General features: G+C 70.0%; 21 protein-coding genes. 6 read left to right on the top strand and 15 right to left on the bottom strand.

Translation table 11 applies throughout. The features are described from left to right. Positions 1-2: 2 nt before the first annotated feature. Genes ACZ5UM_RS08370 through ACZ5UM_RS08360 form a run of 3 tightly spaced genes read left to right on the top strand, consistent with a single transcriptional unit; the run spans position 3 to position 2,655 of the window. The gene (locus tag ACZ5UM_RS08370) at positions 3-2,114 is read left to right on the top strand and encodes an SWIM zinc finger family protein (protein ID WP_464848127.1); all 2,112 of its coding nucleotides are present in this window, start codon (positions 3-5) and stop codon (positions 2,112-2,114) included. After that, a complete protein-coding gene (locus tag ACZ5UM_RS08365) occupies positions 2,084-2,398 on the top strand; it encodes a methyltransferase domain-containing protein (RefSeq protein ID WP_464848126.1) in 315 nt (104 codons plus the stop codon). The genes ACZ5UM_RS08370 and ACZ5UM_RS08365 overlap by 31 nt, the downstream gene beginning before the upstream one ends. Beyond that, positions 2,377-2,655, top strand: coding sequence for a hypothetical protein (locus ACZ5UM_RS08360; protein WP_464848125.1), 279 nt, complete (start codon positions 2,377-2,379; stop codon positions 2,653-2,655). Before ACZ5UM_RS08365 ends, ACZ5UM_RS08360 begins: the two co-directional genes overlap by 22 nt. A gap of 18 nt (positions 2,656-2,673) precedes the next feature. On the opposite strand, the gene ACZ5UM_RS08355 is transcribed toward ACZ5UM_RS08360, so the two are convergent. Genes ACZ5UM_RS08355 through ACZ5UM_RS08335 form a run of 5 tightly spaced genes read right to left on the bottom strand, consistent with a single transcriptional unit; the run spans position 2,674 to position 7,195 of the window. After that, a complete protein-coding gene (locus ACZ5UM_RS08355; protein ID WP_464848124.1) occupies positions 2,674-3,432 on the bottom strand; it encodes a Rossmann-like domain-containing protein in 759 nt (252 codons plus the stop codon). Positions 3,433-3,444: 12 nt separating this feature from the next. After that, entirely contained in the window at positions 3,445-4,212 is a 768-nt protein-coding gene (locus tag ACZ5UM_RS08350) for a Rossmann-like domain-containing protein (protein WP_464848122.1), read from the bottom strand. A gap of 6 nt (positions 4,213-4,218) precedes the next feature. Beyond that, complete coding sequence (locus ACZ5UM_RS08345) at positions 4,219-4,992, bottom strand: ABC transporter ATP-binding protein (RefSeq protein WP_464848121.1); 774 nt, start codon at positions 4,990-4,992, stop codon at positions 4,219-4,221. A 3-nt stretch (positions 4,993-4,995) separates the two neighbouring features. After that, positions 4,996-6,027, bottom strand: coding sequence for a FecCD family ABC transporter permease (locus tag ACZ5UM_RS08340; RefSeq protein WP_464848118.1), 1,032 nt, complete (start codon positions 6,025-6,027; stop codon positions 4,996-4,998). Continuing rightward, positions 6,020-7,195, bottom strand: a complete 1,176-nt coding sequence (locus ACZ5UM_RS08335) for an ABC transporter substrate-binding protein (RefSeq protein WP_464848116.1) — start codon at positions 7,193-7,195, stop codon at positions 6,020-6,022. Before ACZ5UM_RS08335 ends, ACZ5UM_RS08340 begins: the two co-directional genes overlap by 8 nt. A gap of 389 nt (positions 7,196-7,584) precedes the next feature. Between ACZ5UM_RS08335 and ACZ5UM_RS08330 the strand changes: the two genes are divergently transcribed. Then, complete coding sequence (locus ACZ5UM_RS08330; RefSeq protein WP_464848115.1) at positions 7,585-8,544, top strand: ABC transporter ATP-binding protein; 960 nt, start codon at positions 7,585-7,587, stop codon at positions 8,542-8,544. After that, positions 8,544-9,653, top strand: coding sequence for an ABC transporter permease (locus tag ACZ5UM_RS08325; RefSeq protein ID WP_464848318.1), 1,110 nt, complete (start codon positions 8,544-8,546; stop codon positions 9,651-9,653). Before ACZ5UM_RS08330 ends, ACZ5UM_RS08325 begins: the two co-directional genes overlap by 1 nt. Before the next feature lie 268 nt (positions 9,654-9,921). On the opposite strand, the gene pruA is transcribed toward ACZ5UM_RS08325, so the two are convergent. From pruA to ACZ5UM_RS08285, 8 genes are all read right to left on the bottom strand, one after another. Next, positions 9,922-11,463 carry an L-glutamate gamma-semialdehyde dehydrogenase gene (pruA, locus tag ACZ5UM_RS08320; protein WP_464848114.1) on the bottom strand — a complete coding sequence of 514 codons (1,542 nt, stop codon included), beginning with the start codon at positions 11,461-11,463 and terminating at the stop codon, positions 9,922-9,924. Positions 11,464-11,479: 16 nt separating this feature from the next. Next, on the bottom strand, positions 11,480-12,391 hold the full coding sequence (locus tag ACZ5UM_RS08315) for a proline dehydrogenase family protein (RefSeq protein ID WP_464848316.1): 912 nt from the start codon (positions 12,389-12,391) through the stop codon (positions 11,480-11,482). 206 nt (positions 12,392-12,597) lie between these two features. Then, complete coding sequence (locus ACZ5UM_RS08310; RefSeq protein WP_464848113.1) at positions 12,598-13,602, bottom strand: ornithine cyclodeaminase family protein; 1,005 nt, start codon at positions 13,600-13,602, stop codon at positions 12,598-12,600. 6 nt (positions 13,603-13,608) lie between these two features. Continuing rightward, on the bottom strand, positions 13,609-14,328 hold the full coding sequence (locus ACZ5UM_RS08305; RefSeq protein WP_464848112.1) for an ABC transporter ATP-binding protein: 720 nt from the start codon (positions 14,326-14,328) through the stop codon (positions 13,609-13,611). 2 nt (positions 14,329-14,330) lie between these two features. Then, positions 14,331-15,101 carry an ABC transporter ATP-binding protein gene (locus ACZ5UM_RS08300; protein ID WP_464848111.1) on the bottom strand — a complete coding sequence of 257 codons (771 nt, stop codon included), beginning with the start codon at positions 15,099-15,101 and terminating at the stop codon, positions 14,331-14,333. A gap of 3 nt (positions 15,102-15,104) precedes the next feature. Then, complete coding sequence (locus ACZ5UM_RS08295) at positions 15,105-16,070, bottom strand: branched-chain amino acid ABC transporter permease (RefSeq protein ID WP_464848110.1); 966 nt, start codon at positions 16,068-16,070, stop codon at positions 15,105-15,107. A gap of 2 nt (positions 16,071-16,072) precedes the next feature. Continuing rightward, positions 16,073-16,981 carry a branched-chain amino acid ABC transporter permease gene (locus tag ACZ5UM_RS08290; RefSeq protein WP_464848109.1) on the bottom strand — a complete coding sequence of 303 codons (909 nt, stop codon included), beginning with the start codon at positions 16,979-16,981 and terminating at the stop codon, positions 16,073-16,075. Between the two features lie 73 nt (positions 16,982-17,054). Then, the gene (locus ACZ5UM_RS08285; RefSeq protein WP_464848108.1) at positions 17,055-18,266 is read right to left on the bottom strand and encodes a branched-chain amino acid ABC transporter substrate-binding protein; all 1,212 of its coding nucleotides are present in this window, start codon (positions 18,264-18,266) and stop codon (positions 17,055-17,057) included. 238 nt (positions 18,267-18,504) lie between these two features. Between ACZ5UM_RS08285 and ACZ5UM_RS08280 the strand changes: the two genes are divergently transcribed. Beyond that, positions 18,505-20,679: a sigma 54-interacting transcriptional regulator gene (locus ACZ5UM_RS08280; RefSeq protein WP_464848107.1), complete on the top strand. Its 2,175-nt coding sequence runs from the start codon at positions 18,505-18,507 to the stop codon at positions 20,677-20,679. Positions 20,680-20,774: 95 nt separating this feature from the next. Here ACZ5UM_RS08280 and cydB read toward each other — a convergent pair whose 3' ends face one another. Both cydB and ACZ5UM_RS08270 read right to left on the bottom strand, forming a co-directional pair. Continuing rightward, positions 20,775-21,803 (bottom strand): cytochrome d ubiquinol oxidase subunit II, encoded by a 1,029-nt coding sequence (gene cydB / locus ACZ5UM_RS08275; protein WP_464848105.1) that lies wholly within the window; start codon positions 21,801-21,803, stop codon positions 20,775-20,777. 30 nt (positions 21,804-21,833) lie between these two features. Then, on the bottom strand, positions 21,834-23,171 hold the full coding sequence (locus ACZ5UM_RS08270) for a cytochrome ubiquinol oxidase subunit I (RefSeq protein WP_464848103.1): 1,338 nt from the start codon (positions 23,169-23,171) through the stop codon (positions 21,834-21,836). Between the last annotated feature and the right edge of the window lie 167 nt (positions 23,172-23,338).

Below are 23,338 nucleotides of genomic sequence, written 5' to 3'. Positions count from 1 at the left end.
CGATGGCGGAGTGGCTGCGCGAGCGCTGGCTCGCCTATGTGGATGAGGAGCGGCTCCTGCTGCCGATGACCGAGGGCCAGCGCAAGAGCGCCGGGCGGGGCGACGCCCGGCTGACCTTCGAGCGCGGCGAGATCGCAGCCGAGGTGAGCGTGGGCTCGACGGGGGCCATCGCCGTCGCCACGCTGCGGTTCCGGCCCTTCGGGGCGCGGGACTGGCGGCGCGTCGAGGCGGCCATCGCGGCGGATCCCGAGGGGGCCCGCCGGCTGCTGAGCGGCGCCGTGGGCCCCGAGCTGGAACAGGCCTTCAACCAGGCCGGCCTGAGCCTCTTCCCCGCCGGGCGCGGGCGGCTCCCCCGGTGCACGTGCGGCCAGCCCCTCACCTGCCGGCACGTGCGGGTGCTGGTCGTGCGGGCGGCCGCGGCCTTCGCCGCGAACCCCTTCCTCTGGCTGCAGGTGCTGGGGCGGGAGCGGGATGCGCTGCTGGCCGGGGTGCGGGCGCAGCTGGCCAACCGGGCGGAGTCCGGCGCCGGCGGCCGCGCGGCGCCCCGGTCGGGTGCCGGCGCCCGGACCGTCCCCGTGCGCCCCGTGCTGGATCCCCGGCGCTTCCTGGCGACGGACACCGACCCGGCCGGCATCCCCGTGCGGCCGGACGAGGCGGCGGTGCCCGACGCCCTGCTGCGGGTGCTGGGCCCCCTGCCCCTGGCGCCGGCGCTTAACCGCACCCGCCGGTACGCGGTCGCCCAGGTGACCCGCTGGGGCCGCACGTTCCAGGTGCACGAGCCGGTGGAGGAGACCGCCGAGCAGGTGCTGACCCGCTTCTACCGGGCCATCAGCGCCGGCGCCGCTGCGCTGGCCCGGGGCGAGCGGGCGCCGGTCTACCGGGACGAGCCGCTGCCCGGGACGCGCGTCCACCCCCGCGGGCGGGTCGCCGCCGAGATCGCGGCGCTGGTGGACCGGCGCGGCGCCTGCGTGTCCCTGGACGAGCTGACGCGCGCCTGCCCCACGGCCGCCGCCCTTCCCCCCGAGGCCGCCGCCCAGGCGGTGCGGGGCGCCGCCGAGCGGCTGCCCGAAGGCTACATCGTCCTGGCCCGCCGCTACGTGGGCCGCCGCGACCAGATCGTGGCGGGCGCCGCATTCCGCCACGTCGTGACCTGGTCCGAGTGGCAGGCCGGTTGGCTCAGCACCGAGGGGGAGTGGTTCCTGGCCCTGGACATGCTGGGGGTCTGGCCGCCGCTTACGGTGGAGATGGGCGGGCGGACGGTGGCGCTGCAGGAATGGGCGCGGGAAAACCCGTCCGCCCCCGAGCCCTTCTTCGCCCTCCTGAAGCCCGAGGTGGGCGACGAGCTCGCCGTCGCCGTGGTGGAGCCCGAGCCGCTGCGCCTGCGGGTCACCCTGCGCCGGCGGGCCTCCCGGGACCTCCTGGAGCCGCTGCCCGTCGACCAGGCGGCCGCGCGGATCCTCGCCATGGGCATCGCGGCGAACCCGTACGAGGGGCTCGCGGAGCCGGCCGCGGTCCAGCTGCTCCTGGCCGAGGGGTTCTACCGCCCGGGGCGCGTCCCCGACCCGGTCTGGCTGCTGCCCATGCCCGCCGTGGGCGAGCCCGTCCGCTGGGGCTGGGGCCGGCGGCTGGTCTCCTCGTACTGGGGCCGGTCGTCGCTGATCCCCGGGGGCCAGGTTCCTGGCGGGCGCGAGGGGCACCGCATCATGAAAGGCTTCGCCGACTACGTGGCAGGACTGCCGCTTCCGGAGCGGCGCGCCGCCTCGGTCTTTGCAGAGGCGTGGGCGGAGCGCTGGCCGGGCAACCCGCTGGACCCCGACCGGCCGCCGCCCTATAGCGCCTTCCTCCACTTCCTGCTCAACCGGGCGCCGGTGATCGCGCATCAGCTCAACCTCTCGGCCGAGGAGGCGCTCCGGGCCCTGCAGCACGGCTTCCGGTACCTGGTCCGCGCCGAGCCGGCGATGGCCCCGGCTTACGAGCCGTTTCTCCAGGCCTGCGAGGCGGTGGCGCCCTTCCGGCACCGGCTCGCCACCCTGCCGGCCCTGCGCACGCCGGAGTTCCAGGCCTGGGAGATGGAGGGCTTCCGGTGGCTGGGGCCGGCGCTGAGCCTGGAGTAAGGGAAATCACGCGCCAGGGACCAGGGTGTGCTGCACCCTGGTCCCTTCTGCCGCTCTTCGCGGTCTGCACGGCCAACGCGCGCCGGCTCGGGATCGGCAACTTCCGCTGCGTCCATGTGCCGGCGGGCCAGCCCCTGCCGTTCCCGGACAACACCTTCGACGGCGTCCTCGCCGCCAGCGCGGTGGAGCAGACGCCCGACCCCCGGGCGACCCTCCGGACGGAAAGCCGTTCGGCCTGGGCGCCCTCACGGCGGAAAGGCTGGTGCGCGCCCGCCCTGCGCTGACCGACGCCGCCTACTGGACCCTCGCCTACCCCGGCTGCCGCACGTGGCTCCGGTGGGTGCGGGAGGCCGGTTTCACCCATGCGGCGCCGACCCACTCCGGCGGGCGGGCGGCCCGGCTCGCCTTCGACGCCCTTCCTCCCGCGGCCCGGCCCGGTGACCTGGCCGGCGTCGACGCGGTCCTCCGGCCGCTGGTGGCCGTCGCCGTCGCGCTGGAGGCGCCGCCGGAGCTGCACGGGCCGATCACCGCGGTGAAGTAAGCGTCCGCGGCGTGGCCCTCACCGCACCCGCAGCGCCCAGCGGCGGGTCAGGCCGTGCATGTCGTGGAACGCCTTTCCCTCGCCGATCCCCGCGAGCGCCGCCTGGTGGTGTTCCGGCGGCCAGGTGGCGCCGGCGATCACCGTCACCCCCGTGCCGGCGAAGGCCTCGGGGTAGAGCGGGGTGCTCGGACCGATGACCACGATGTCCCGGGCCCTCCGGCACCAGGGCAGGACCGCCTCCAGCGTGCCGTTGGTCACCGCGGAACCGGTGACGAAAACCACGTCGCACAGCGGCAGCAGCTCAGGCTGCTGCTCCTCCGGGCTGATGCCCGGCTCGCCGTCCAGCGACCGGTCGAAGACGATGATCCGGTTCACCCGGCCCTCGATCCGCCGGTGGATCGAGCGGATGAAGCCGATGAGCCCCACGGTGTCGTCCGGGCGCACGGGCACCGTCGTGAGGGCGTCGGGATCCTCCAGCGACCGGGCCGGATCCGGCTGCGCCACCGCGTTGCAGACGGCCATGCCCAGCGACCGGGCCACCAGGTCCGCCTGCTTCAGCCCGGCCAGCAGCGCCAGGGCGTCCGTCCCGGCGAACCGGTCCGGGTCCGGAAAGACCGGTTCCGGTTCCTTCCGCTCCCCCGGCAGGGCGTACGCCGCCCCGAACTCGCCGCTGTCCAGCAGCACCCCGACCAGATAGCGGCCGACCCGGACCTCCCGCACCCGCTTGCCCGCCGCCCGCGGGGCTGCGGCCTCGTACAGTCGTTCCAGCAGCGTCATGCACGTTCCCTCCTATTCCACCCGCAGCGTCACGCTCGTGCGGCCACTCAGGTGCTTGAAGTGCGCCCCGGCGGCGATCTGCGCCAGCGCCTCCTCCGGGTCGGCGATCTGCCAGCGGAAGCCGGCCAGCACCGTCACCCCAGAGCCCACGAACGCCTCGGGATAAAGCGGCGTGCTGGGGCCGATCAGCACGACCTCCCGGGCCCGGGTGCAGTACGTGAGCAGCCGCTCCAGCGTGCGGTTGATCAGGGCCGAACCGGTGATGAACACTAGGTCGCACTGGGGCAGCAGCTCGGGCTGCAGGTACTCGGGGTAGACGTCGTCCTCGTCCTCCTGGGACCGGTCGAAGATGATCGTCCGCGCCGCCTCCGCCTGCACCCGCCGGACCACCGTGCCCACGTAACCCACGAACCCCACCGTGTCGGTCGGCCGGGCGGGAACGGCCGCGGCGGCGTCCGGATCTTCCAGGCAGCGGGCCGGGTCGGGCTCCGCCACCGCGTTGCAGAGGGCCACGCCCAGCGCCCGGTGGAAGGTGGACTCGCTCCGCATGCACCGCCGGGCGACCTCCAGGGCCGGCTGCCCCGCGAGGGCCTCCAGCTCCGCGGCCAGGCCGGTCCCGGTCAGCGAACCCGGCGGCCGCTCGCCCGGCAGGTGGTAGCCCGCGCCGAAACGGCCGTCATCCAGGACCACGCCCACGATCTTCTCGCCCATGCTGGCGGCCCACACCCGCCGGCCGCTCAGGCCCGGCGCGGCCGCCTCCAGCACCCGCTCCAGCAGCATCTCTTCCTACCTCGCTTCCGTCACGATGAAGCGGCGCCCGTCCGGCAGGCCCACCACGTCCACCGGCATCTGGTACAGCGCCTGCAGGTTCTCCGGCGTCATCACCTCGGCCGCCGGCCCCGCCTGAAACACCTGCCCCTCCCGCAGCATGATCACCCGGTCGGCGAACGCCAGGGCCAGGTTCGGGTCGTGCATGGCCACCAGCACCCCCACGTTCCGCTCCCGGGCGATGCGCCGCACGATGGACAGGATGGCGTGCTGGTTGGTGAAGTCCAGGTGGGACGTCGGCTCATCCATGAGCAGGTACGGGGTCTCCTGCGTCAGCGCGCGGGCGATCAGTACCAGCTGCCGCTCGCCGCCGCTGATCTGCATGTAGTCCCGGTCGGCCAGGTGGGCGATGCCCACGGCCTCCATGGCGGCCCGGGCGGCCGCGCGGTCGGCCCGGCCGGGCCGGGCCACCAGGCTCAGGTGGGGGTTGCGCCCCATCACCACCAACTCTTCGACACCGTAGGGAAAGACCCCTTGGTGCTCCTGCGGCACAAACGCCACCCGCCGGGCGATGGCGGGACGCGGGCTCTGCAGCACGTCCAGGCCGTCGATCCGGATGGCCCCCGCCCGCGGCCGCAGGATGCCGTTCACCAGCCGGATGAGGGTGGTCTTGCCCGAGCCGTTGCGGCCCAGCAGGCAGGTGATGGCCCCCTCGGGCACGGCGAAGCTGACGCCCCGGATCACCTCGGTCCCGCGGTAGCCAAAGCGAACCGATTCTGCTGTGATCGCCATCGCCTACCGCCACGCCTCCCTTCTGCCGGTGATCAGCAGGTAGCCGAAGAACGGCGCGCCGATGGCCGAGGTGAGGATGCCCACCGGGATCTCCGCGGTGGTCAGCGACCGGGCCAGGTCGTCCATCAGCAGCATGAAGCCGGCGCCGAACAGCATGGCCACCGGCATCGACCGGTCGTGGTCCGCCCCGGCCAGCATCCGGGCGATGTGGGGCACCACCAGGCCGACCCACGAGATCGTGCCCGTGACGCTCACCGCGCCGGCCACCATCAGGGTGGCGGCCGCGATCAGCAGCGGGCGCAGCACCCGGACGTTCACCCCGAGCGACAGCGCCTCCTCGTCGCCCAGCGAGAGGATGTTCAGCTTCCACGAGGTGAGCAGCAGCAGCACGGCACCGGGGACCACCGTGAGCAGCAGGCTGCCCACCGCCGGCCACGAGGCGCGGTAGAAGCCGCCCATCAGCCAGAAGACGATGGTCGGCAGCTGCTCGTAGGGATCGGCCACGTACTTCAGGAACGAGAGCGCCGCGCTGAAGAAGGCGGAGACCACCATGCCGGCCAGGACCAGCATCACCACCGACTGGCCGCGGCTGGCCTGGGCGATGCCGTAGGCCAGGGCCACCGCCGCGACGCCGCAGGCGAAGGCCCAGAGCTGGATCGAGCCGCCCGCGGGCAGGAGGATGCCGATGGCCGCGCCCAGGGCCGCGCCGGACGAGACCCCCAGCACATCGGGCGAGACCAGCGGGTTGCGGAACATGCCCTGAAACAGGGTGCCCGCCCCGGACAGGGCGACCCCGGTCAGGGCAGCCAGGAGGATGCGCGGCAGGCGGATGTAGTAGAGCACCCGCGCCGCCTCCGTGGCCGTCTGCGGGTCAAACTGGCCCGAGACGATCTGCCACAGGATCCGCACCACCTCTCCGGGGGGGATGGGGTAGCGGCCAATGGCGAAGGAGAGCAGGATCACCAGGGCGGTGAAGAGGCCGGATAGGAGGAGGGCCCGCCACCTCCGGGCGGGCCGTGGCTTCCTGCTACTCATCCAGTGTGCCACCGAGCTCCGTGAAGCTCACGCCGAAGAAGGTCTCGTGGAATTCGTCGACCTCCCCCAGCAGGTCCACGTCGGCCATCTGCTCGGGGTACAGGGTGTGGGCCAGCCAGAGCATGCCCAGGATCGAGCGGGGCTCGGGGTAGTCCCACGGGTCCATGCTGTGGGGGAACATGTAGACCCGGCCGTCCTGGACCGCCTTCACGGTCTGCAGCTGCGGGTTGCTCAGGATCTCGTCCACCGTGCAGTCGCAGTACTGCACCGCGACGATGACGTCGGGGTTCCAGGCGACCACCTGCTCCGCGGAGACCTCCGAGAAGCCGCCCTGCAGCTCCGCGCCGACGTTGATGCCGCCGGCCGACTCAATGATGAAGTGCTGGTACATGGTGCCCGGCACCGTGGAGAAGACGCCGCTGGAGCCGACCATGTAGACCCGCAGCTTCTCGGCTTCGGGGATTGTGCCCACCTTCTCCGCCAGCATGGCCAGGGTGTCGTCGTAGTACTGGATCATCTTCCGGGCCTGCTCCTGGGTCCCCAGGATCTCGCCGATGAGGGTCACGGCCTCCTTCATCTGGTCGAGGCTCTCCGGAATCAGGACGAAGGCCGGGATGCCCTGGGACTCCAGCTGCTGGATGACCGGCTCGGTGTCGGCCCCGTGCCAGATGAAGACCACGTCGGGCTTGACGGCGACGATCTGCTCGACGTTCAGCCCCTTCTTGTTGCCCACGCCGGGCAGGTCCGTGATGCCGGGGAAGACGGCGGTCAGGAACTCGGACCGCTGCGAGGAGCTGTCCACGCCGACGATCATGTCACGCCCGCCGGCCGAGATCACCAGCAGGGTGCCCGGCCGCCAGGTGGTGACGACCCGGTTCACCTCAGCCGCAAGGGTGACCGTGCGCCCCGCCTGGTCGACGAGGGTGCGGGTCGCCGGCTCCTGGGATGCGGGCTCCTGGGCTGCAGGTTCCTGGGATGCGGGTTCCGGCGTGGAAGCCGGCTCCTGCTGCTCCTGCGGCGCGGGAGCGGCCGGGCCGGTGGGCTGGGACTGCGGCTGAGGCGTGCCGGCGGACTGGGAGCCGCCGCAGGCGCTAAGCAGCGGGAGTGCCAGCATCAGCAGAGCCAGGATCGGTGCCACGATGCGAGCCTTGCGCAGACGCAGTGACATGGCAGGTCGCCCTCCATTTCCGTTATGCATGGTGCAACATAACGAGACTTCATCCTCAGATAACCAGATGTCGCCAGGACCTGTCAAGCGCATCAGGGGACACGCCGCGCCCTCCAGCCTCCGCCAATCGGCGCCACCCGCCGAATGCGCCACGGAGCGCAACCAGATAGACAGTTCGTACGGCCGGCCGATGGCAAGTGGTCGCCTGCCGGACCGGCGTACGCTCCCCGCTCGCAGCAGCCACCCCGGAAACAGAGCGAACCCCGGGGGACGCGATGCTTCTCTCTGTTGATGAAAGATCACACCCGCCCGGCCGTTCCGTTCCCCGGACCCGCAACGGCGAAGCCCACCGGGGGAGCAGGGGCCGAGGTGCAAAGGAGGGAAAGCCCGTGGCAGCCGTGCAGACCGCTCTCCGGCCGGCCGGAGGCGCCGGCGCCCTCATCGACGCCCGGGGGCTCGTGAAGCGCTACGGCGCTACGGTCGCCGTCGACGGCTTCAGCCTGCAGGTCCGGGCCGGCGAGATCGTCGGCCTGGTGGGGCCCAACGGCGCCGGCAAGACGACCGCCATCGAGATGATGGAGGGGCTGCGCGTCCCCGACGCCGGCCACTGCCGCATCTGTGGGTACGACAGCCTGCGCAACAGCCGCGAGGTCCGGCATCGCATCGGCATCGCCCTGCAGGCCGCCCGCCTGCCCGAGTACACCACCGTGCAGGAAGTGCTGACGCTCTACGCGAGCTTCTACGAGAACCCCCTGCCGGTGGGCGACCTGCTCCGGCAGTTCAGCCTGGAGGAGAAGGCCCGGACCCGGTGCGATTACCTCTCCGGCGGGCAGCGGCAGCGGCTGGCCCTGGCCGTGGCCCTCATCGGCCGGCCGTCGGTGCTCTTCCTGGACGAGCCCACCACCGGCCTGGATCCCCAGGCCCGGCGCGCCCTCTGGGACGTGATCCTCGGCCTGCGGGAGGAAGGCCGCGCGGTCCTGCTGACGACCCACTACATGGACGAGGCGGAGCGGCTCTGCGACCGGGTGTTGGTGATGGATCACGGGCGCATCCTGGCCGAGGGCACGCCGCGGGAACTCACCCGGGCGTACGCGCCCGAGGCGGCGGTGGAGATCGACCCGGGCGGCATGCCGGTGAACCTGGAGGAGCTGGGGCGGCTCGCGGCCGTCACCCGGGTCCGGCAGGAAGAAGGGCGGGTGCTGCTGCACACCGCCGACCCCGCGGCCACCCTGATGGCCCTGGCCGAGTACGCGCAGGCGCGGGGGCTGCCGCTCTCCGACCTGCGCACCCGGTCCGCGACGCTGGACGACGTCTTCATGGCTCTTACGGGAAGGAGGCTGCGGGAGTGATGCGGAGGCTCGGCCAGGTCTGGCAGATCCTGCTGCTGAACGTCCGGCAGCAGATGCGCAATCGCATCGCGTTCTTCTTCAACCTGATCATGCCGATCCTGTTCCTGTTCTGGTGGGGATGGGGCGTGGGCGCCTCCGAAGTCATCCGCGCCGTGCCGGTGGGGGTCGCGGATCGGGACGGCGGGCCCGTGGCGGAGATGGTCCGATCGGCTCTCCAGGCGTCCGGCAACTTCGAGGTGGTGGACGGCGAGGAGGACGACCTCATCCGGAGGCTGGACGGCGGGAAGGTCCGCGCCGTGCTGGTGCTGCCGCCGGGGCTCAGCGACCGGGTGGCCGCCGTCGCCGGGCTGGGCGAGGTCGTCCTGCGCTGGGATCCCACCTCCGCCGCGTCCACCGCGACCCGGGGCGCGCTGCGGTCCCTCGTCTCTTCCCTGGACCCGGCCCGAAAGGAGCCGCTGCTCGCCGTGCGCGACCGGCCGCTGGAGGCCGCCGAGACGCTGGGGCTCTTCGACTTCCTGATGCCCGGCGTGCTGGTCTGGATGCTGCTCAACGCCGGCATCATGGCCGCAGGCCCCCAGATCGCCTACCAGCGCCGGGCAGGGACGCTGCGCCACCTGTTCAGCACGCCGCTCAGCATGGGTTGCTGGCTGGCGGGCACGCTGCTCGGCATCCAGGTGATCGCAGTCCTCCAGGTCCTGGTGCTCTGGGTCATCGGCATCGCCTTCTTCGGCGTGCACCTGCCCCGGAACCCGGCCGCCACCGCCCTCATCCTGCTGCTGAGCAGTACAGCCGGACTGAGCATCGGGCTGGCCATCGCGGCCTTTGCCCGGAACGTCGAGGCCGCCGGGCCCCTGTCGATCATCGTCGCCACGGGGCTCAGTCTTCTGGGCGGCGCGTTCCTGCCTGCCAACCAGGCCCCGGAGGCCTTGCAGGCGGTGATGCGGTTCTTGCCCAGCTTCCACATGATCCATGCGCTACAGCAGGTGACGATGAAGGGCCACCCCCTGGCCACGGTGCTGCCCAGCCTCGGGGTGCTGGCCGCCACGGCGGCGCTAGGACTGGGCCTTGCGGGCTGGCGGCTGCGCCGGACCGTCGTCTCGGCAACCTGACCGCGCGCCGGGCTCACAGGACAGGCGAGAACCGGCCCCCCTTCCCGGGGGACCGGTTCTCTTGCTGTGCGATTCGCTGCAGGTGGCCCCGGCGGGCGGGCCGGACCCAGTTGCGGGTGAAAGATGCAGTACACCCCCTGGGCCGAGTGCATCCTTCGCCCGGAACTTCCCCCGAAGGCCGCCTTGGGCGCGAAGTGGAACAGGGCTCCCGCCAGGGGAGCCCTGTTCAGCAGCAGGCAGCGGCGCTTCGTCCGCGTCCCGCAGGTCCCTAGAGCTTCTCCGACACCGCCTGCGCCTGGGTGAAGAGCAGCAGGTAGTCGGGGCCGCCGGCCTTGGAATCGGTGCCGCTCATGTTGAACCCGCCGAAGGGGTGGACGCCGACGATCGCGCCGGTGGACTTCCGGTTGAAGTAGAGGTTCCCGACCATGAACTCCCGCCGGGCCTTCTCCAGGTTCTCCCGGCTGCGGGAGTACACGGAGCCCGTCAGCCCGTACGGGGTGTTGTTGGCGATGCGCAGGGCGTCGTCGAAGTCCTCGGCCTTGATGAAGGCCAGCACCGGCCCGAAGATCTCCTCCTGGGCGATGCGGGCGGTCGGGGACACTTCGGCGAAGATGGTCGGCTCCACGTAGTACCCCCCGGGCAGGGCGCTTCCACCCAGCACCAGCCGGCCCTCCGACTTGCCGATTTCGATATACTCCAGGATCTTCTTCTGGAACCGCTCCGCCGCCACGGGGCCGACGTCGGTGTCCTTCTCGGTCGCCGGCCCGATCTTCAGCGTGCGGGTCCGGGCCACCACCTTCTCCAGCACCTGGTCGTACACGTCGGCCGTCACGACCGCCCGGGAGCAGGCCGAGCACTTCTGGCCGCTGAAGCCGAAGGCGGAGGTCACGATGCCGGCGGCCGCCTCGTCCAGGTCAGCGGTGCCGTCGACGATGATGGCGTCCTTGCCGCCCATCTCCGCGATCACCCGGCGCAGGAAGATCTGCCCCGGCTGCACCTTCGCGGCGAGTTCGTAGATGTGGCAGCCCACCTTCACCGAGCCGGTGAAGTTGATGAAGCGGACCTCCTTGTGGGTGGTGAGGTAGTCGCCCACCTCCACCGGGTCGGCGTACAGCAGGTTGGCCACGCCCGCCGGCAGCCCGGCCTCCTCCAGGATCTCAAAGAGCTTGGCCGCGATCACCGGCGCCTCGGTGGAGGGCTTCACCACCACGGTGTTGCCCGTGACGATGGCCGCCGCGGTCATCCCGGTCAGGATCGCCAGCGGGAAGTTGAACGGGCTGTGGACCACCCCCACCCCCAGCGGCCGGTAGTAGAGGTGGTTCTCCTCACCGGGATAGGGAGTGAGCGGCTGCGGCGCGGCCAGCTTCAGCATCTGCCGGCCGTAGTACTCCAGGAAGTCGATGGCCTCCGCGGTGTCGGCGTCGGCCTCGGCCCAGTTCTTGCCCACCTCATGGCTCAGCCACGCCGAAAGCTCGTGCCGCCGGCGCCGCATGATGGCCGCGGCCTTGAAAAGGACCCGGGCCCGGACCTCGGCCGGGGTGCTGCCCCAGGCGGGGAAGGCCTGCAAGGCCGCCTCCACCGCCGCCTCGGCCTCCTTCAGGCCCCCCTTGGCCGCGTAGCCCACCACCTGGTCGGGCTGCGAGGGGTTGACGGACCGGATGCTCTCGGCGGCGTCCACACGCCGCCCGCCGATGATCATGGGATAGCGCTTCCCGAGCTGCGCCTGCACGGCGGCCAGGGCCTGTTCGAAGGCGGCTGAGACCGCCGGGTTGCTGAAGTCGCTGAAAGGCTCAGGGCGGAAAGGCTCCAAGTATCAGCACCTCCTGCTACCGTTTCATCAGGTTGGCCAGGACGAACCAGACGTTCGCCGGCCGCTCCGCCAGGCGGCGGACGAAGTACGGGTACCAGTGTACCCCGAACGGGACGTAGACCCGAGTGCGGTATCCTGCGCGGGCCAGCTCCCGCTGCCGCTCCTGGCGGATGCCGTACAGCATCTGGAACTCAAACTGGCTGCGGGGAATGCCCTTCTCCTGGACGAAGGACTCGGTGAAAGCGATGATGGCGTCATCGTGGGTGGCCACCGCCGTGTAGCAGCCGGCCGCAAGATGCTGCGCGATGAGCCGCTTGAAGGCGGCGTCCACGTCGGCCTTCGCCGGATACGCCACGCTGGGGGGCTCCAGGTAGGCGCCCTTGACGAGCCGCACGTTCATCCCGAGGCCGGCCAGCTCCTCCAGGTCCTTCGGGCTGCGGTAGAGATAGGCCTGGATCACCGTGCCCACGTTGGGCTCACGAGCGTACACCCGCTTCACCACGTCCAGCGTCGCGTCCACCGTGTCGCTGGACTCCATGTCCACCCGGATGAAGATCCCCGAACGCCGCGCGATGTCCTGCAGGTGCGTCAGGTTCTCCAGCGCCACTTCAGGGTCGATGGTGAGGCCGAGCTGGGTCGGTTTCACCGACAGGTTCGCGTCCAACCGCTCCCGCTCGATCGCCTCCAGGATTTCCGCGCACCCTTTCGCCATCTTCCGGGCGTCCTCGCGGCTGGTGATCCCCTCGCCCAGGAGGTCCAGCGTCACCGCCAGCCCCTGGTCGTTCAGCCGCCTGGTGGCCTCCACCGCATCCTGGAGGGTCACCCCGGCCACAAACCGGCTCGCGCCGATCTTCAGCCCGTGCCGGGTCATGGCGCGGGTCATGAACCGGTTGCCCGCGACGGAGAGAATGGCCTTGCGCGCTAGCATCGACACGTCAGTCTGCCCCCTCCCTCAGATCTCCCTCGTGTTCCATCCCACAGCCGGAACACAGACGCCTAACGATTCCTTGCAACGATCGTGCCAGATCAGGAAAGGCCGGGAGCCGGCCTCTCCGGATGGGTTTCTAGTTTCATAATGGGTGAACCGGCGTGCCCGTGACAACTGGAGAAAGGAGCCGCCGACGGTCGGGCGCGCTACCCCAGGTCCACTTCCCGGCCCATCCCCATCGCCACCGCCCGGTCGTAGATGGCCCGGCCGACCACCATGTCCATGGCGGCCAGGCCCACCAGCTTGAAGACCGTCACCTCGTCGGCCGACACCCGGCCCGGCTTCTTGCCGGCGGCGATCTCCCCCAGCTCGGCGTAGATGTCCTCCGGCCGGAACAGCCCGTCCCGCACGGGGATCACCAGGTCGCCGGTCTCCTCCAGCGCGACCTGCCGCGACTCCACCACCACTTTGGCCGACGGGCTGATCACCCCCGGCGGCAGCTCCTGCATGGTGGGCCGGAAGGAGCCGATCGCGTTCACGTGCATGCCGGGCTCCACCAGCCCCGGCGGGAACACCGGCGTGTGGGAGTCGGTGGCGGTGACGACGATGTCCGCCCCCTGCACCACGTCCTCCGGCGTGAGGCAGACGACGATGCGCGGCCGCTTGCCCGGCGGAAGCTGCGCCTCGATGGTCTGGGAACACCGGTAGGCCTTGTCCGGGTGGTGGTTGTAGAGCCGCACCTCCTCGACCTCCCGGACCGCCATGATCCCCTGGAGCTGCCAGGGGGCCTGCGCGCCGGTGCCGATGATGGCGACGGTGCGGGCGTCTTCCCGCGCCAGCAGCCGCGTGGCCAGCGCCGTGGCCGCCCCGGTGCGCAGGGCGGTCAGGTAGGAGGCCTCCAGGAGGGCGACGGGCTCGGCGGTCTGCACGTCCGCCAGGACCAGGACCCCGGTGACGGTGGGCTTGCCGAGCGCCTTGTTGTGGGGGAAGACCGAGATGAACTTCACCCCCAGCCCCCCGGCCCTTGCCACCAGGGCAGGCATGAACAGGCTGGTGCCGTTGTGCTCGGTGACGGGCAGGGCCAGGCGCGTCGGGGCGTCGGCGCGCCCGGCCGAGAACTCGATCAGGGCGGCGGCCACCAGGTCGATGGCCTCCTCCATGGTCAGAATCCCCATCTGGTCACGTGCGCTGAGGATGCGCAGGGTCGGCAATTCCGCTCAGCGGCCTCCTCCCAGATATGCTGCGATCACCTGCTCGTTCCGGGCCAGCTCGGCCGCCGGCCCTTCCAGGGTGATCCGGCCCGTCTCCAGGACGTACGCCCGGGTGGCCAGCCGGAGGGCAGACCGGGCGTTCTGCTCCACCACCAGCACGGTGACGCCCTGCTGGTTGATCTCCCGCACGGTCTGCATGATGAACTGAACCAGGTTCGGGGCCAGCCCCATGGAAGGCTCGTCCAGCATCAGGAGCTTCGGCCGGGCCATGAGGGCGCGGCCCACCGCCAGCATCTGCTGCTCGCCGCCTGAAAGGGTCCCGGCCAGCTGCCGCCGCCGCTCCTTCAGGCGGGGGAACATATCGTAGACCCGGGCCATGTCTTCCTGGATCCGCTGCTTCTGGCCCCGGGCCAGGAAAGCGCCCATCTCCAGGTTCTCCTCCACGGTGAGCGGTCCAAAGATGCGCCGGCCCTCGGGCACCTGCACGATGCCCAGCTTCACGATCTCATCCGGCGGCATGCCGGCGATGGACTGCCCCTGGAACCGGATCTCCCCCTGCCGGGGTCTGAGGAGCCCGGAGATAGTGCGAAGGGTGGTGGACTTGCCCGCGCCGTTGCTGCCCAGGAGGGCCACCACCTCGCCCTCCTCCACCTTCAGGCTGATGCCCTTCAGGGCCTCGATGGCCCCGTAGAACGTGTGGATCCCGCTGAGTTCCAGCATGGCCATGGCTACGCCCCCTCCTCCTCTTTGCCGAGGTAGGCCTCGATCACCCGGGGGTCGGTGCGCACGCTGTCCGGGTCGCCCTCGGCGATCTTCTCGCCGTGGTCGAGCACCACCAGCCTGGAGCAGATGCGCATCACCATGCCCATGTCGTGCTCAATCAGGAGCGGTGTGACCCCATCGGCGCGGATTCTGTCGATGAGCTCCATCAGCGATTCCTTCTCGGCGGGGTTGAGGCCGGCCGCCGGCTCGTCCAGCAGCAGCAGCTTCGGCTGCGCCGCCATCGCCCGGGCGATCTCCAGCCGGCGCTGGGCGCCGTAGGGCAGGTTCTTGGCGAGCCGGTTGGCCTGGTCCTTCAGGCCCACGAACTCCAGCCAGTACAGGGCCATCTCCCGCACCTGGCGCTCCTCCAGCCGCTGGGCCGGCGTGCGGAGCATGCTGGTGAACAGCCCCGCCCGGGTGCGGCAGTGGGCGCCGGCCATCACGTTTTCGGCGGCCGTCAGGTTGGGGAAGAGCCGCAGGTTCTGGAAGGTGCGGGCCATGCCGAGCTCCGTCCGCCGGTGGGGACGCAGCCCCAGCACCGACCGGCCGTCGAACACGATGTCCCCGGAGGCCGGCCGGTAGAAGCCGGTGATGCAGTTGAAGACCGAGGTCTTGCCCGCCCCGTTGGGGCCGATGAGGCCGACGATCTCGCCGGCGTAGACCTGGAAGGTGAGGTCGCGGATGGCCGTCAGGCCGCCGAAGGTGAGGGTCAGGTTCTGAACGCTGAGCAGCGGCATCCGCTACGCCTCCTTCCCGCCGCGCCGGGCGGGCCAGAGCCCGACCGGACGGAAGAGCATCAGCAGCACCAGGGCGAGTCCGAAGACCAGATAGCGCCAGTCCGCGACGTCCCGGAGCAGCTCCGGCAGCAGGATGACCAGGGCGCCGCCCAGGATCACGCCCGGCACGCTGCCCATGCCGCCCATCACCACGGCCATCAGCACCGTCACTGACTGCATGAAGCTGAAGCTGCCCGGCGAAACGGCGGTCATCTTCACGGCGAAGAACGCCCCCGTGAGCCCGCCCCAGAAGGTGCCGGTGAGATACGCCAGCAGCTTGTAGCCCAGCGTGTTGATCCCCATGGCCTCCGCGGCGTCCTGGTCCTCCCGCAGGCAGGCCCATGCCCGCCCGACCCGGGAGTTGCCGAGGCGCGCCATGGCGATGGTGGTGAGCACCACCAGGATCAGCATGACGAAGTAGATGTTGCGGGGCTGCCCCAGCGACAGGCCGAAGACCTTCGGCGCCATGATGCCGAAGATGCCCGTGGGGCCGCCCGTGATCTTCAGGTTGTTGGCGGTGATGCGGATGATCTCGCCGAAGCCCAGGGTGACCATGGTCAGGTAGTCGCTGCGCAGGCGCAGCACCGTCATGCCGATGAACAGCCCCAGGAGCATGGCGAACAGGCCCGAGGCCAGCAGGGCCAGCCAGAAGTTCACGTGGAAGGTCTTGGTCAGGATGCCGAGGGTGTACGCGCCCACGGCGAAGTAGGCGGCGTAGCCCAGATCCAGCAGCCCGGCGTAGCCCACGACCACGTTGAGGCCCAGGGCCAGGCACATGTAGAAGAGCATGAGGATGGCGACGTCCAGCACGTAGGGGCTCGAGGAGACGAAAGGCAAGGCCACCGCCGCCGCCAGCAGGAGGACGACGCCGCCGGTCCGAGCCAGGCGGCCCCGGTCAGGCGCCGCGCCGCCGACGTTTCCCGTGTTCATGGCTACATCCTCCCCGCGGTCCTCTCACCCAGCAGGCCGGTGGGCTTGAAGACCAGGATCAGAATCAGGGCGCCGAAGGCGAAGACGTCCTTCCACTGGCCGCCCAGGGCGCTGGTGCCGAAGACCTCCAGCACCCCGAGCAGCATCCCGCCCAGCATGGCGCCGGGCAGGTTGCCGATGCCGCCCAGCACCGAGGCGGTGAACGCCTTCAGTCCCACGAGGAAGCCCATGAGGAAGTTGATCTGGCCGTAGTAGAGCCCGGCCATCACGCCGGCGGCCGCCGCCATGATCGAGCCCAGGAAGAACCCCATGGAGATCATCCGGTTGGCGTTGATGCCCATGAGCTGGGCCGCCTCCCGGTCAAAGGCCACCGCCCGCATCGCCTTGCCCAGGGTGGACCGCTCGACGAACAAGTGCAGCCCCACCATGAGGCAGAGCGCCATGGCGAAGATGGCCAGGTGGGCGTAGCCGATGTGCACCCCGAACAGTTCGAACCCGGCGCGGCCCAGGGTCACGGGGTAGACCCGGAAGCTGGCGCCCCACGGCCTGAAGACCATGACGGCGTTCTCCAGGAAGAGCGACATGCCCAGGGCGGTGATCAGGGGGATGATGCGCGGGGCGTCCCGGAGCGGCCGGTAAGCCACCCGCTCCACCAGCACGCCGAGTCCGCCGGTCAGGGCCATGGCGATGAGCATGGCCAGGAGGACCCCCGTCACCCCGGCCCCCAACGAAAGCCGCCCCAGCAGCAGGAGCGCGCTGTAGCCGAAGAAGGCGCCCAGCATGTACAGGTCGCCGTGGGCGAAGTTGATCAGCCGGATGATGCCGTAGACCATGCTGTAGCCCAGGGCGACCAGCGCGTAGAAGGAGCCGATGACCAGCGCGTTGAGCAGCTGTTCCAGTACCTGTGACATAATCGCACCCTTTCATGGGGTGGGCAGGGGCCCACGGCTCTGCAGCGTGGGCCCCGCATCCAGGCCGCCCGGCTTACCGGGGCACGCCCTGCACCACCGTGAACTCTCCGTCCTTGACCTCCAGCACGATGAAGTAGCCGTCCTTGCGGTTGCCGGTCTCGGTGAAGGAGATGGGGCCGCTGATGCCTTCGATATTGATATTCCGGATCGCCTTGGCCACCGCGGCGCGGTCCGTGGTGCCGGCCTGCTTGATGGCCTCGGCCACCACATACGCGGCGTCATAGGCGTGGACGCTGTAGGGACCGGGCTCGCCGTACTTCTCCCGGTACCGCGGGATCCAGTCGCTGGAGCCGGTGAAGTCGAAGGCGCCCGGGCTGGTGGTGATGGCCACGCCCTCGGCGTTCTCGGCGCCGGCGATCTCGACCAGGGTCGGGTCGTTGGCGCCGTCGCCCACCATGATCTTGGCATCGATGCCGAGGCCGCGGGCCTGCTTGATGATCAGGCCGCCCTCCGCGTAGTAGGCGGTGAAGTAGATGGCGTCGGGCTCCTTGCCCTTGATGCTGGTCAGGATGGCGCTGAAGTCCTTCTCACCGGGGGTGATGGCCTCAAAGGCGACCACCTCGGCCCGGCCCTGCAGGTTCTCCCGGGTCAGCTCCGCCAGCTCCAGGGCGAAGGCGGAGTTGTCGTGGATGAGCGCGACCTTCTTAGCGCCCCACTGGTTCACCATGTAGTCGGCGGCCGTGCGGGCCTGGTCCCGGTTGGTGGCGTTGATGAGGTTGATCTCCTCGTAGCCCTGCTCGGTCAGGCTGACCGCGTTGGCCGCGGGCACGACGACGCCCATCCCGGCGTTGTGGTAGATGGCCTCGGTGGGCAGGAAGGCGCCGCTGCAGTAGCCGCTGATGACCGCCACCACGTTCATGCTGACGATCTTGTTGGCCGCCGCCACCGCGGTCTGCGGGTCGCACGCGTCGTCCTGCACCTCCAGCTTCAGCTTCCGGCCGAGGACGCCGCCCTGGGCGTTGATCTCCTCGAAGGCCATCTCGATGGAGTTCTGCATGTCCTGACCCATCTTGGCGCTGCCGCCGGTGATGGGAAGGACGGCGCCGATCAGGATGTCGCCCTCAGTCTGGGTGGATGTGGAGCCGCCGGACGTCTGGCTCTGGGTGCCGCCCGACGATCCGCCCGGCTGCTGCGACGTGGAACCCGAACCGCAGCCGGCCAGCACCACCATGGCGAGGGCCAGGAAGACACAGGACAGTCGACGCAGATTCCGGAAGGATACCATCGCTCTCCTCTCCTTTTCGGTATCTTTCGGGGGCCTGTGGGCCGCCCTGTTCACCCCTTCGCTCCCCCGTCTGACCGCCATCCTGTATGCAATCACCGTGCCAAAGCGCGAAAGTCCCGGAAAATGTGCTAGTGTTTTGAATAACAAGCCGTTGTGTATTGAAATTTGTACAGACCCTGTGCTAGAATTCCGACACGACTCCTGGTGTTCGGACACTCGTACAGGGGGTTTTCTGTCCATGGGCCTGGCTCTCCTGACCGTCGCAGATGTGATGTCGCACAGGTTCACCCTCCTGGAGGCGGAAAACTGGAACGGCGAGCTGCGCCGCGAGCCGGGGGTGACCGTCATCCGCACCGAGCGGGGCCGCCCCGCCGGCGCGGCGGCCAGCGATCAGCTGGCCGACTATCTGGGAGGCCACCCGGGGGCGCATCCGGACGGGTTTCCCTGGCTGCCCGTGCAGACGGTGCCCGCCACGCTGCCGCTGGGCGCGGCCATCCTGCAGCCGGGCCGCGCGGTCACGGTGGTCACCGGCGCCGACGGCGCGCCGGTGGGCATCCTCTGCTGGACCGACATCGCCCGGTTCCTGCACGAGGAGCACCGCCGGCTGCAGGCGCAGTTCACCGCCCTCATGAACACCCTGGAGGAGAGCGTGTGCATGGTGGACGAGGCGGGACGGGTGAATGGCTGGAACCCGGCCGCGGAGCGGCTCTACGGCATCAAGGCCGCGGACATCCTGGGCCGGCCGCTGGCCGACTTCTTCCCCGGGCGCGACCAGTACAGCCTGCGGGCCCTGGCCACGGGGGCCTCGGTCCACCAGAAGCTGCACGAGCCCCGCCGCGACACGTGGGTGATCATCAACGCGCACCCGATCCGGATGGGCGACCGCATCATCGGCGGCCTGGCCGTGGAGCAGGATGTCACCAGCATGGTGAAGCTGCACCGGCAGCTCGACCGCACCACGTCCGAGTACCGGGCGCTGGCGGGGGAGATGTCGCGCATCCAGCAGCACGGCGACCCCTTCCAGCGCATCACCGGAAGGGGTCAGGCGATCCAGCGCACGGTCAGCATCGCCCGCCGGGTGGCCGCCTCCGATGCGACGGTGCTGATCCGCGGCGAGAGCGGCGTAGGGAAGGAAGTGTTCGCCCGGGCGATCCACGAGGCCAGCGAGCGCCGCGACCGGCCCTTCGTGGCGATCAACTGCGGCGCCATCCCGCCCGCGCTCTTCGAGAGCGAACTCTTCGGCTACGAGCGGGGCGCCTTCACCGGCGCCGACCAGAAGGGCAAGTCGGGGAAGCTGGAGCAGGCTCAGGGCGGCACGCTCTTCCTGGACGAGGTGGCCGAGCTGCCTCTGGAGACCCAGGTGAAGCTCCTCCGGGTGCTCCAGGACCGGCGCTTCTACCGGCTGGGCAGCGACAAGCCGCGCCTCGCGGACGTGCGCATCATCGCCGCCACCAACCGGAACCTGGAGGAGATGCTGCGCCAGGGCAGCTTCCGGGAGGACCTCTACTACCGGCTCGACGTGGTCAGCCTGGAGATCCCGCCCCTGCGGGATCGGCTGGACGATCTGGCCGACATGGTCCACCAGTTCGCCCGGGAGTTCGCCATCCGCCACAAGCGGTCGGTCAAGGGCATCGAGCCCGCCGTGATGGTCGCCTTCATGGCGTACTCGTGGCCGGGCAACATCCGGGAGCTGCGCAATGTGATGGAGCGGCTGGTCGTGCTCAGCGACGACGGCATGATCAAGGCGGAGTACCTGCCGCCGGCCATCCGAACCGCATCGCCGGCTGCCCCAGCCTCCTTCGCCGGGGCCCCGGCCCGGGTCTCCGCCCCGGTCCACGCCGCCGGCCCCGGCGCAGTCCATCCCGCTGGCCCCACCCCGGTCCACGCCGCCGACTCCGGCGCAGTCCATCCCGCTGGCCCCACCCCGGTCCACGGCGCCGACTCCGGCGCAGTCCATCCCGCCGGAACCGCCCCGGTCTACGCCACCGGCTCCGGCGGTGCCCATAACCCCGGCCCCGCCACCATCCCGGCGCCGGGCAGCGCCCCCGGGCCGGCGTCCCCCGCGACCGCGGGTGTCCGTGCCCCCACAGCCCCTGGCGCGCCCGGCATCGCCGGTCCCGCGGCCCCCGGCGCAGCCGCCGCGCCGGGGTCCGCCGACCCCGTCCCGGCCGGCTCTGCCGCGCCCGTTCCCGCCGCCCCGGTCCTCGCGGGCTCTGCCGTTGCCGCCAACGGCTCCCCGTTCCCGGCCGGAGCTGTGGTCACCGACCTGTCCTCGGCAGCCCGGGAGGCGCGCCGCGCTGCCATCCTGGCCGCGCTGGAGGCGGCGGGCCAGAACCGGTCGCTGGCCGCCCGGCGGCTCGGCATCTCGCGCAGCGCCCTGTACTACCAGATGAAGCAGCTGGGCATCACTTAGGCGCCTGCGTGCGCGCCGCCCGCCAAACGCGCGAACGGCGGAGGGCTCCCGCTGCGGGAGCCCTCCGCCGTGGTTGGTGGTTGGTCGAGGGTGGACTAGTAATGCTCCGCTTCGCTGCCGGTGCCCGCCCGGCCGAACAGCCGGTAGGCCCAGATCTGCCACAGCAGGACGAAGGGGAGGAAGATCAGCACAACCATGAACATGAACTGCAGGGTGTAGTGGCTGCTGGAGGCGTTGAACGCCGTGAGGCTGTACGCCGGGTCGATCTTGGACGGGAACATGTTCGGGAAGAGCCCGATCACGCCCGCGATGACGGTGACCCCCACGGTCAGCGAGCCCATCAGGAGCGAGAGCACGTGGCGCCCCTTCTCCATGTACACCCGGGTCAGCACCAGCAGGACGACGGCCAGCGCCGGAACCAGGAAGAGGGCGGGCACCTTCACGTAGTTCTCCATGAGCCGCGTGGCGAACGGGGTGTACACCAGCCAGGCGGCGGCCAGCACCAGGACCACGGGCCAGGTGCGCTTGCCGAACGTGGAGGCCTTGGCCCGGAGCCCGTCAGTGGGGGCCTTGTGCGCCAGCCAGGAAGCGCCGTTCATCAGGAAGGCAGCGACGAACAGCACGCCCGTCAGCAGGCCGTACGGGTTCAGCAGGCTGATGATCGTGCCGTGGTAGCCCTGGTCGTCCAGCAGCATGCCCTGGAAGATGTTCCCGAAGGCCACGCCGAACAGCAGGGCCACCAGCAGGCTGGCGACGGCGAGAACCCAGGCCCAGATCTTCTGCCACTGCCGGTCGTAGCCCATGTGGTGGTAGAACTCAATCGCCACCGCACGGAACATCAGGCTGAACAGGATGATGAACAGGGGCAGATAGAGGGCGCTGAACATGGTGGCGTACAGCTTGGGGAAGGCGGCGAAGGTCACACCGCCGGCCGTGATCACCCAGACCTCGTTGCCGTCCCAGATCGGGGCCAGCGAACCGATCAGGTGGCGCTGCTCCTCGTCATCCCGGAAGATGCCGGCCAGCATCCCGGATCCGAGGTCAAAGCCGTCGAGGCCGAAGTAGATTGCCCAGAGCAGTCCCCACAGGGCAAACCAGATCACCTGCAAGAGCTCGTGGGACATCCGTGCATACCTCCTTTGCGCACAGCGGGGTTAGTCTGCCACAGCAACCTGCCGCTCGTCGTAGGCCTCGGGGCCGGCCTTGGCGTAGCGGACCAGGAGGTATACATCCAGGCCCACGAGGATGGCGTAGAAGACCACCACGAGGCTGAGGCTGATGATCACATCCGAGAGCGCAACCGGCGAGACCGAATCGGCGGTGGTGATCAGGCCGTAGACGGTCCACGGCTGCCGGCCCACCTCGGCGACCATCCAGCCCAGGTTGGTCGCGATGTAGGGCAGCGGAATCGCATACATGAGGTACTTCAGCAGACGGGTGCGCTCCATCAGCGTGCCCTTGCGGTGGTGCCACCAGGCGGCGACGGACATGATCAGCATGAGGATGCCGAGCCCCACCATGATCCGGAAGGACCAGAAGGTCAGCCCCACGGGCGGCCGCTCGTTGACGGGGACATCCTTCAGACCCAGGACCTCGGCGTCAGTGCGGCCGTAGGACAGCCAGGAGGTCAGGCCGGGGATGGTGATGGCCTCCACCGAGTTGCGCTCGTTCTTCGCATCCGGGATCACCAGCAGCGAGAAGCCGGCATTCTGCTCGGTCTCCCACTGCGCCTCCATGGCGGCCAGCTTGACGGGCTGCCGCAGGGCGACGTTCTTGCCGTTGAAGTGCCCGGTAACGGCGTTGCCCAGGGTGGAGATGATGGCGAAGACCGTGGCGAACTTGATGACGGTCTGCATCATCTCAACGTTCTGCCTGCGCAGCAGATGGTACGCCGCGACCGCCAGGACGAAGAAGGCGCCGACGGTGTAGCAGGCGAAGATGGTATGAATGTAGGTGTACCACGCGTAGGGGTTGAAGAGGACCTCCCAGAAGTTCACCAGCTCCGCACGGTTGTTGCGCAGCACGTAGCCCACGGGATGCTGCATGAAGCCATTGGCAACAATAATCCATACAGCGGACAGGTGGGTGCCGAGCGCGATCAGCCAGCCGGCCAGCAGGTGCATCTTCTTCGACAGCTTGTTCCAGCCGAAGATCCAGATGCCCAGCATGGTCGACTCGAGGAAGAACGCCATGAGGGCCTCCACGGCCAGCGGCGACCCGAAGATGTCGCCCATGAACTCCGAGTACCGCGACCAGTTGGTGCCGAACTGGAACTCCATGGCGACGCCGGTGACCACGCCCAGCAGGAAGTTGATGGTGAACAGCTTGCCCCAGAACTTCGTCAGGGCCTTGTACTTGGGATCCCCCGTACGCACGTACAGGGTCTCCATGATGACGGTGAAGATGATCAGGCCGATGGACAGCGGTACGAAGATGAAGTGGAAACCGACCGTCAAGGCAAACTGGATCCGGCTAAGCATTGTGACGCCCAACTGTGCTCATCCTTTCCCGGCATCCGCCGCTTGACTTTGGCCCATGCTTGTCTGTGACGCGCGTCACAACTCTCGACCACTTTCAGTCTAGCAATGGCGATAGGTAATTGGTATGACTCAAAGGAACGATCTCACTCATACCCAATTCTGCATTGTTAACCGTAGGT

Source organism: Symbiobacterium ostreiconchae (assembly GCF_055396975.1).
Note: the sequence above shows the minus strand (reverse complement) of the source record. Positions and strands in the feature narration are given on the sequence as shown.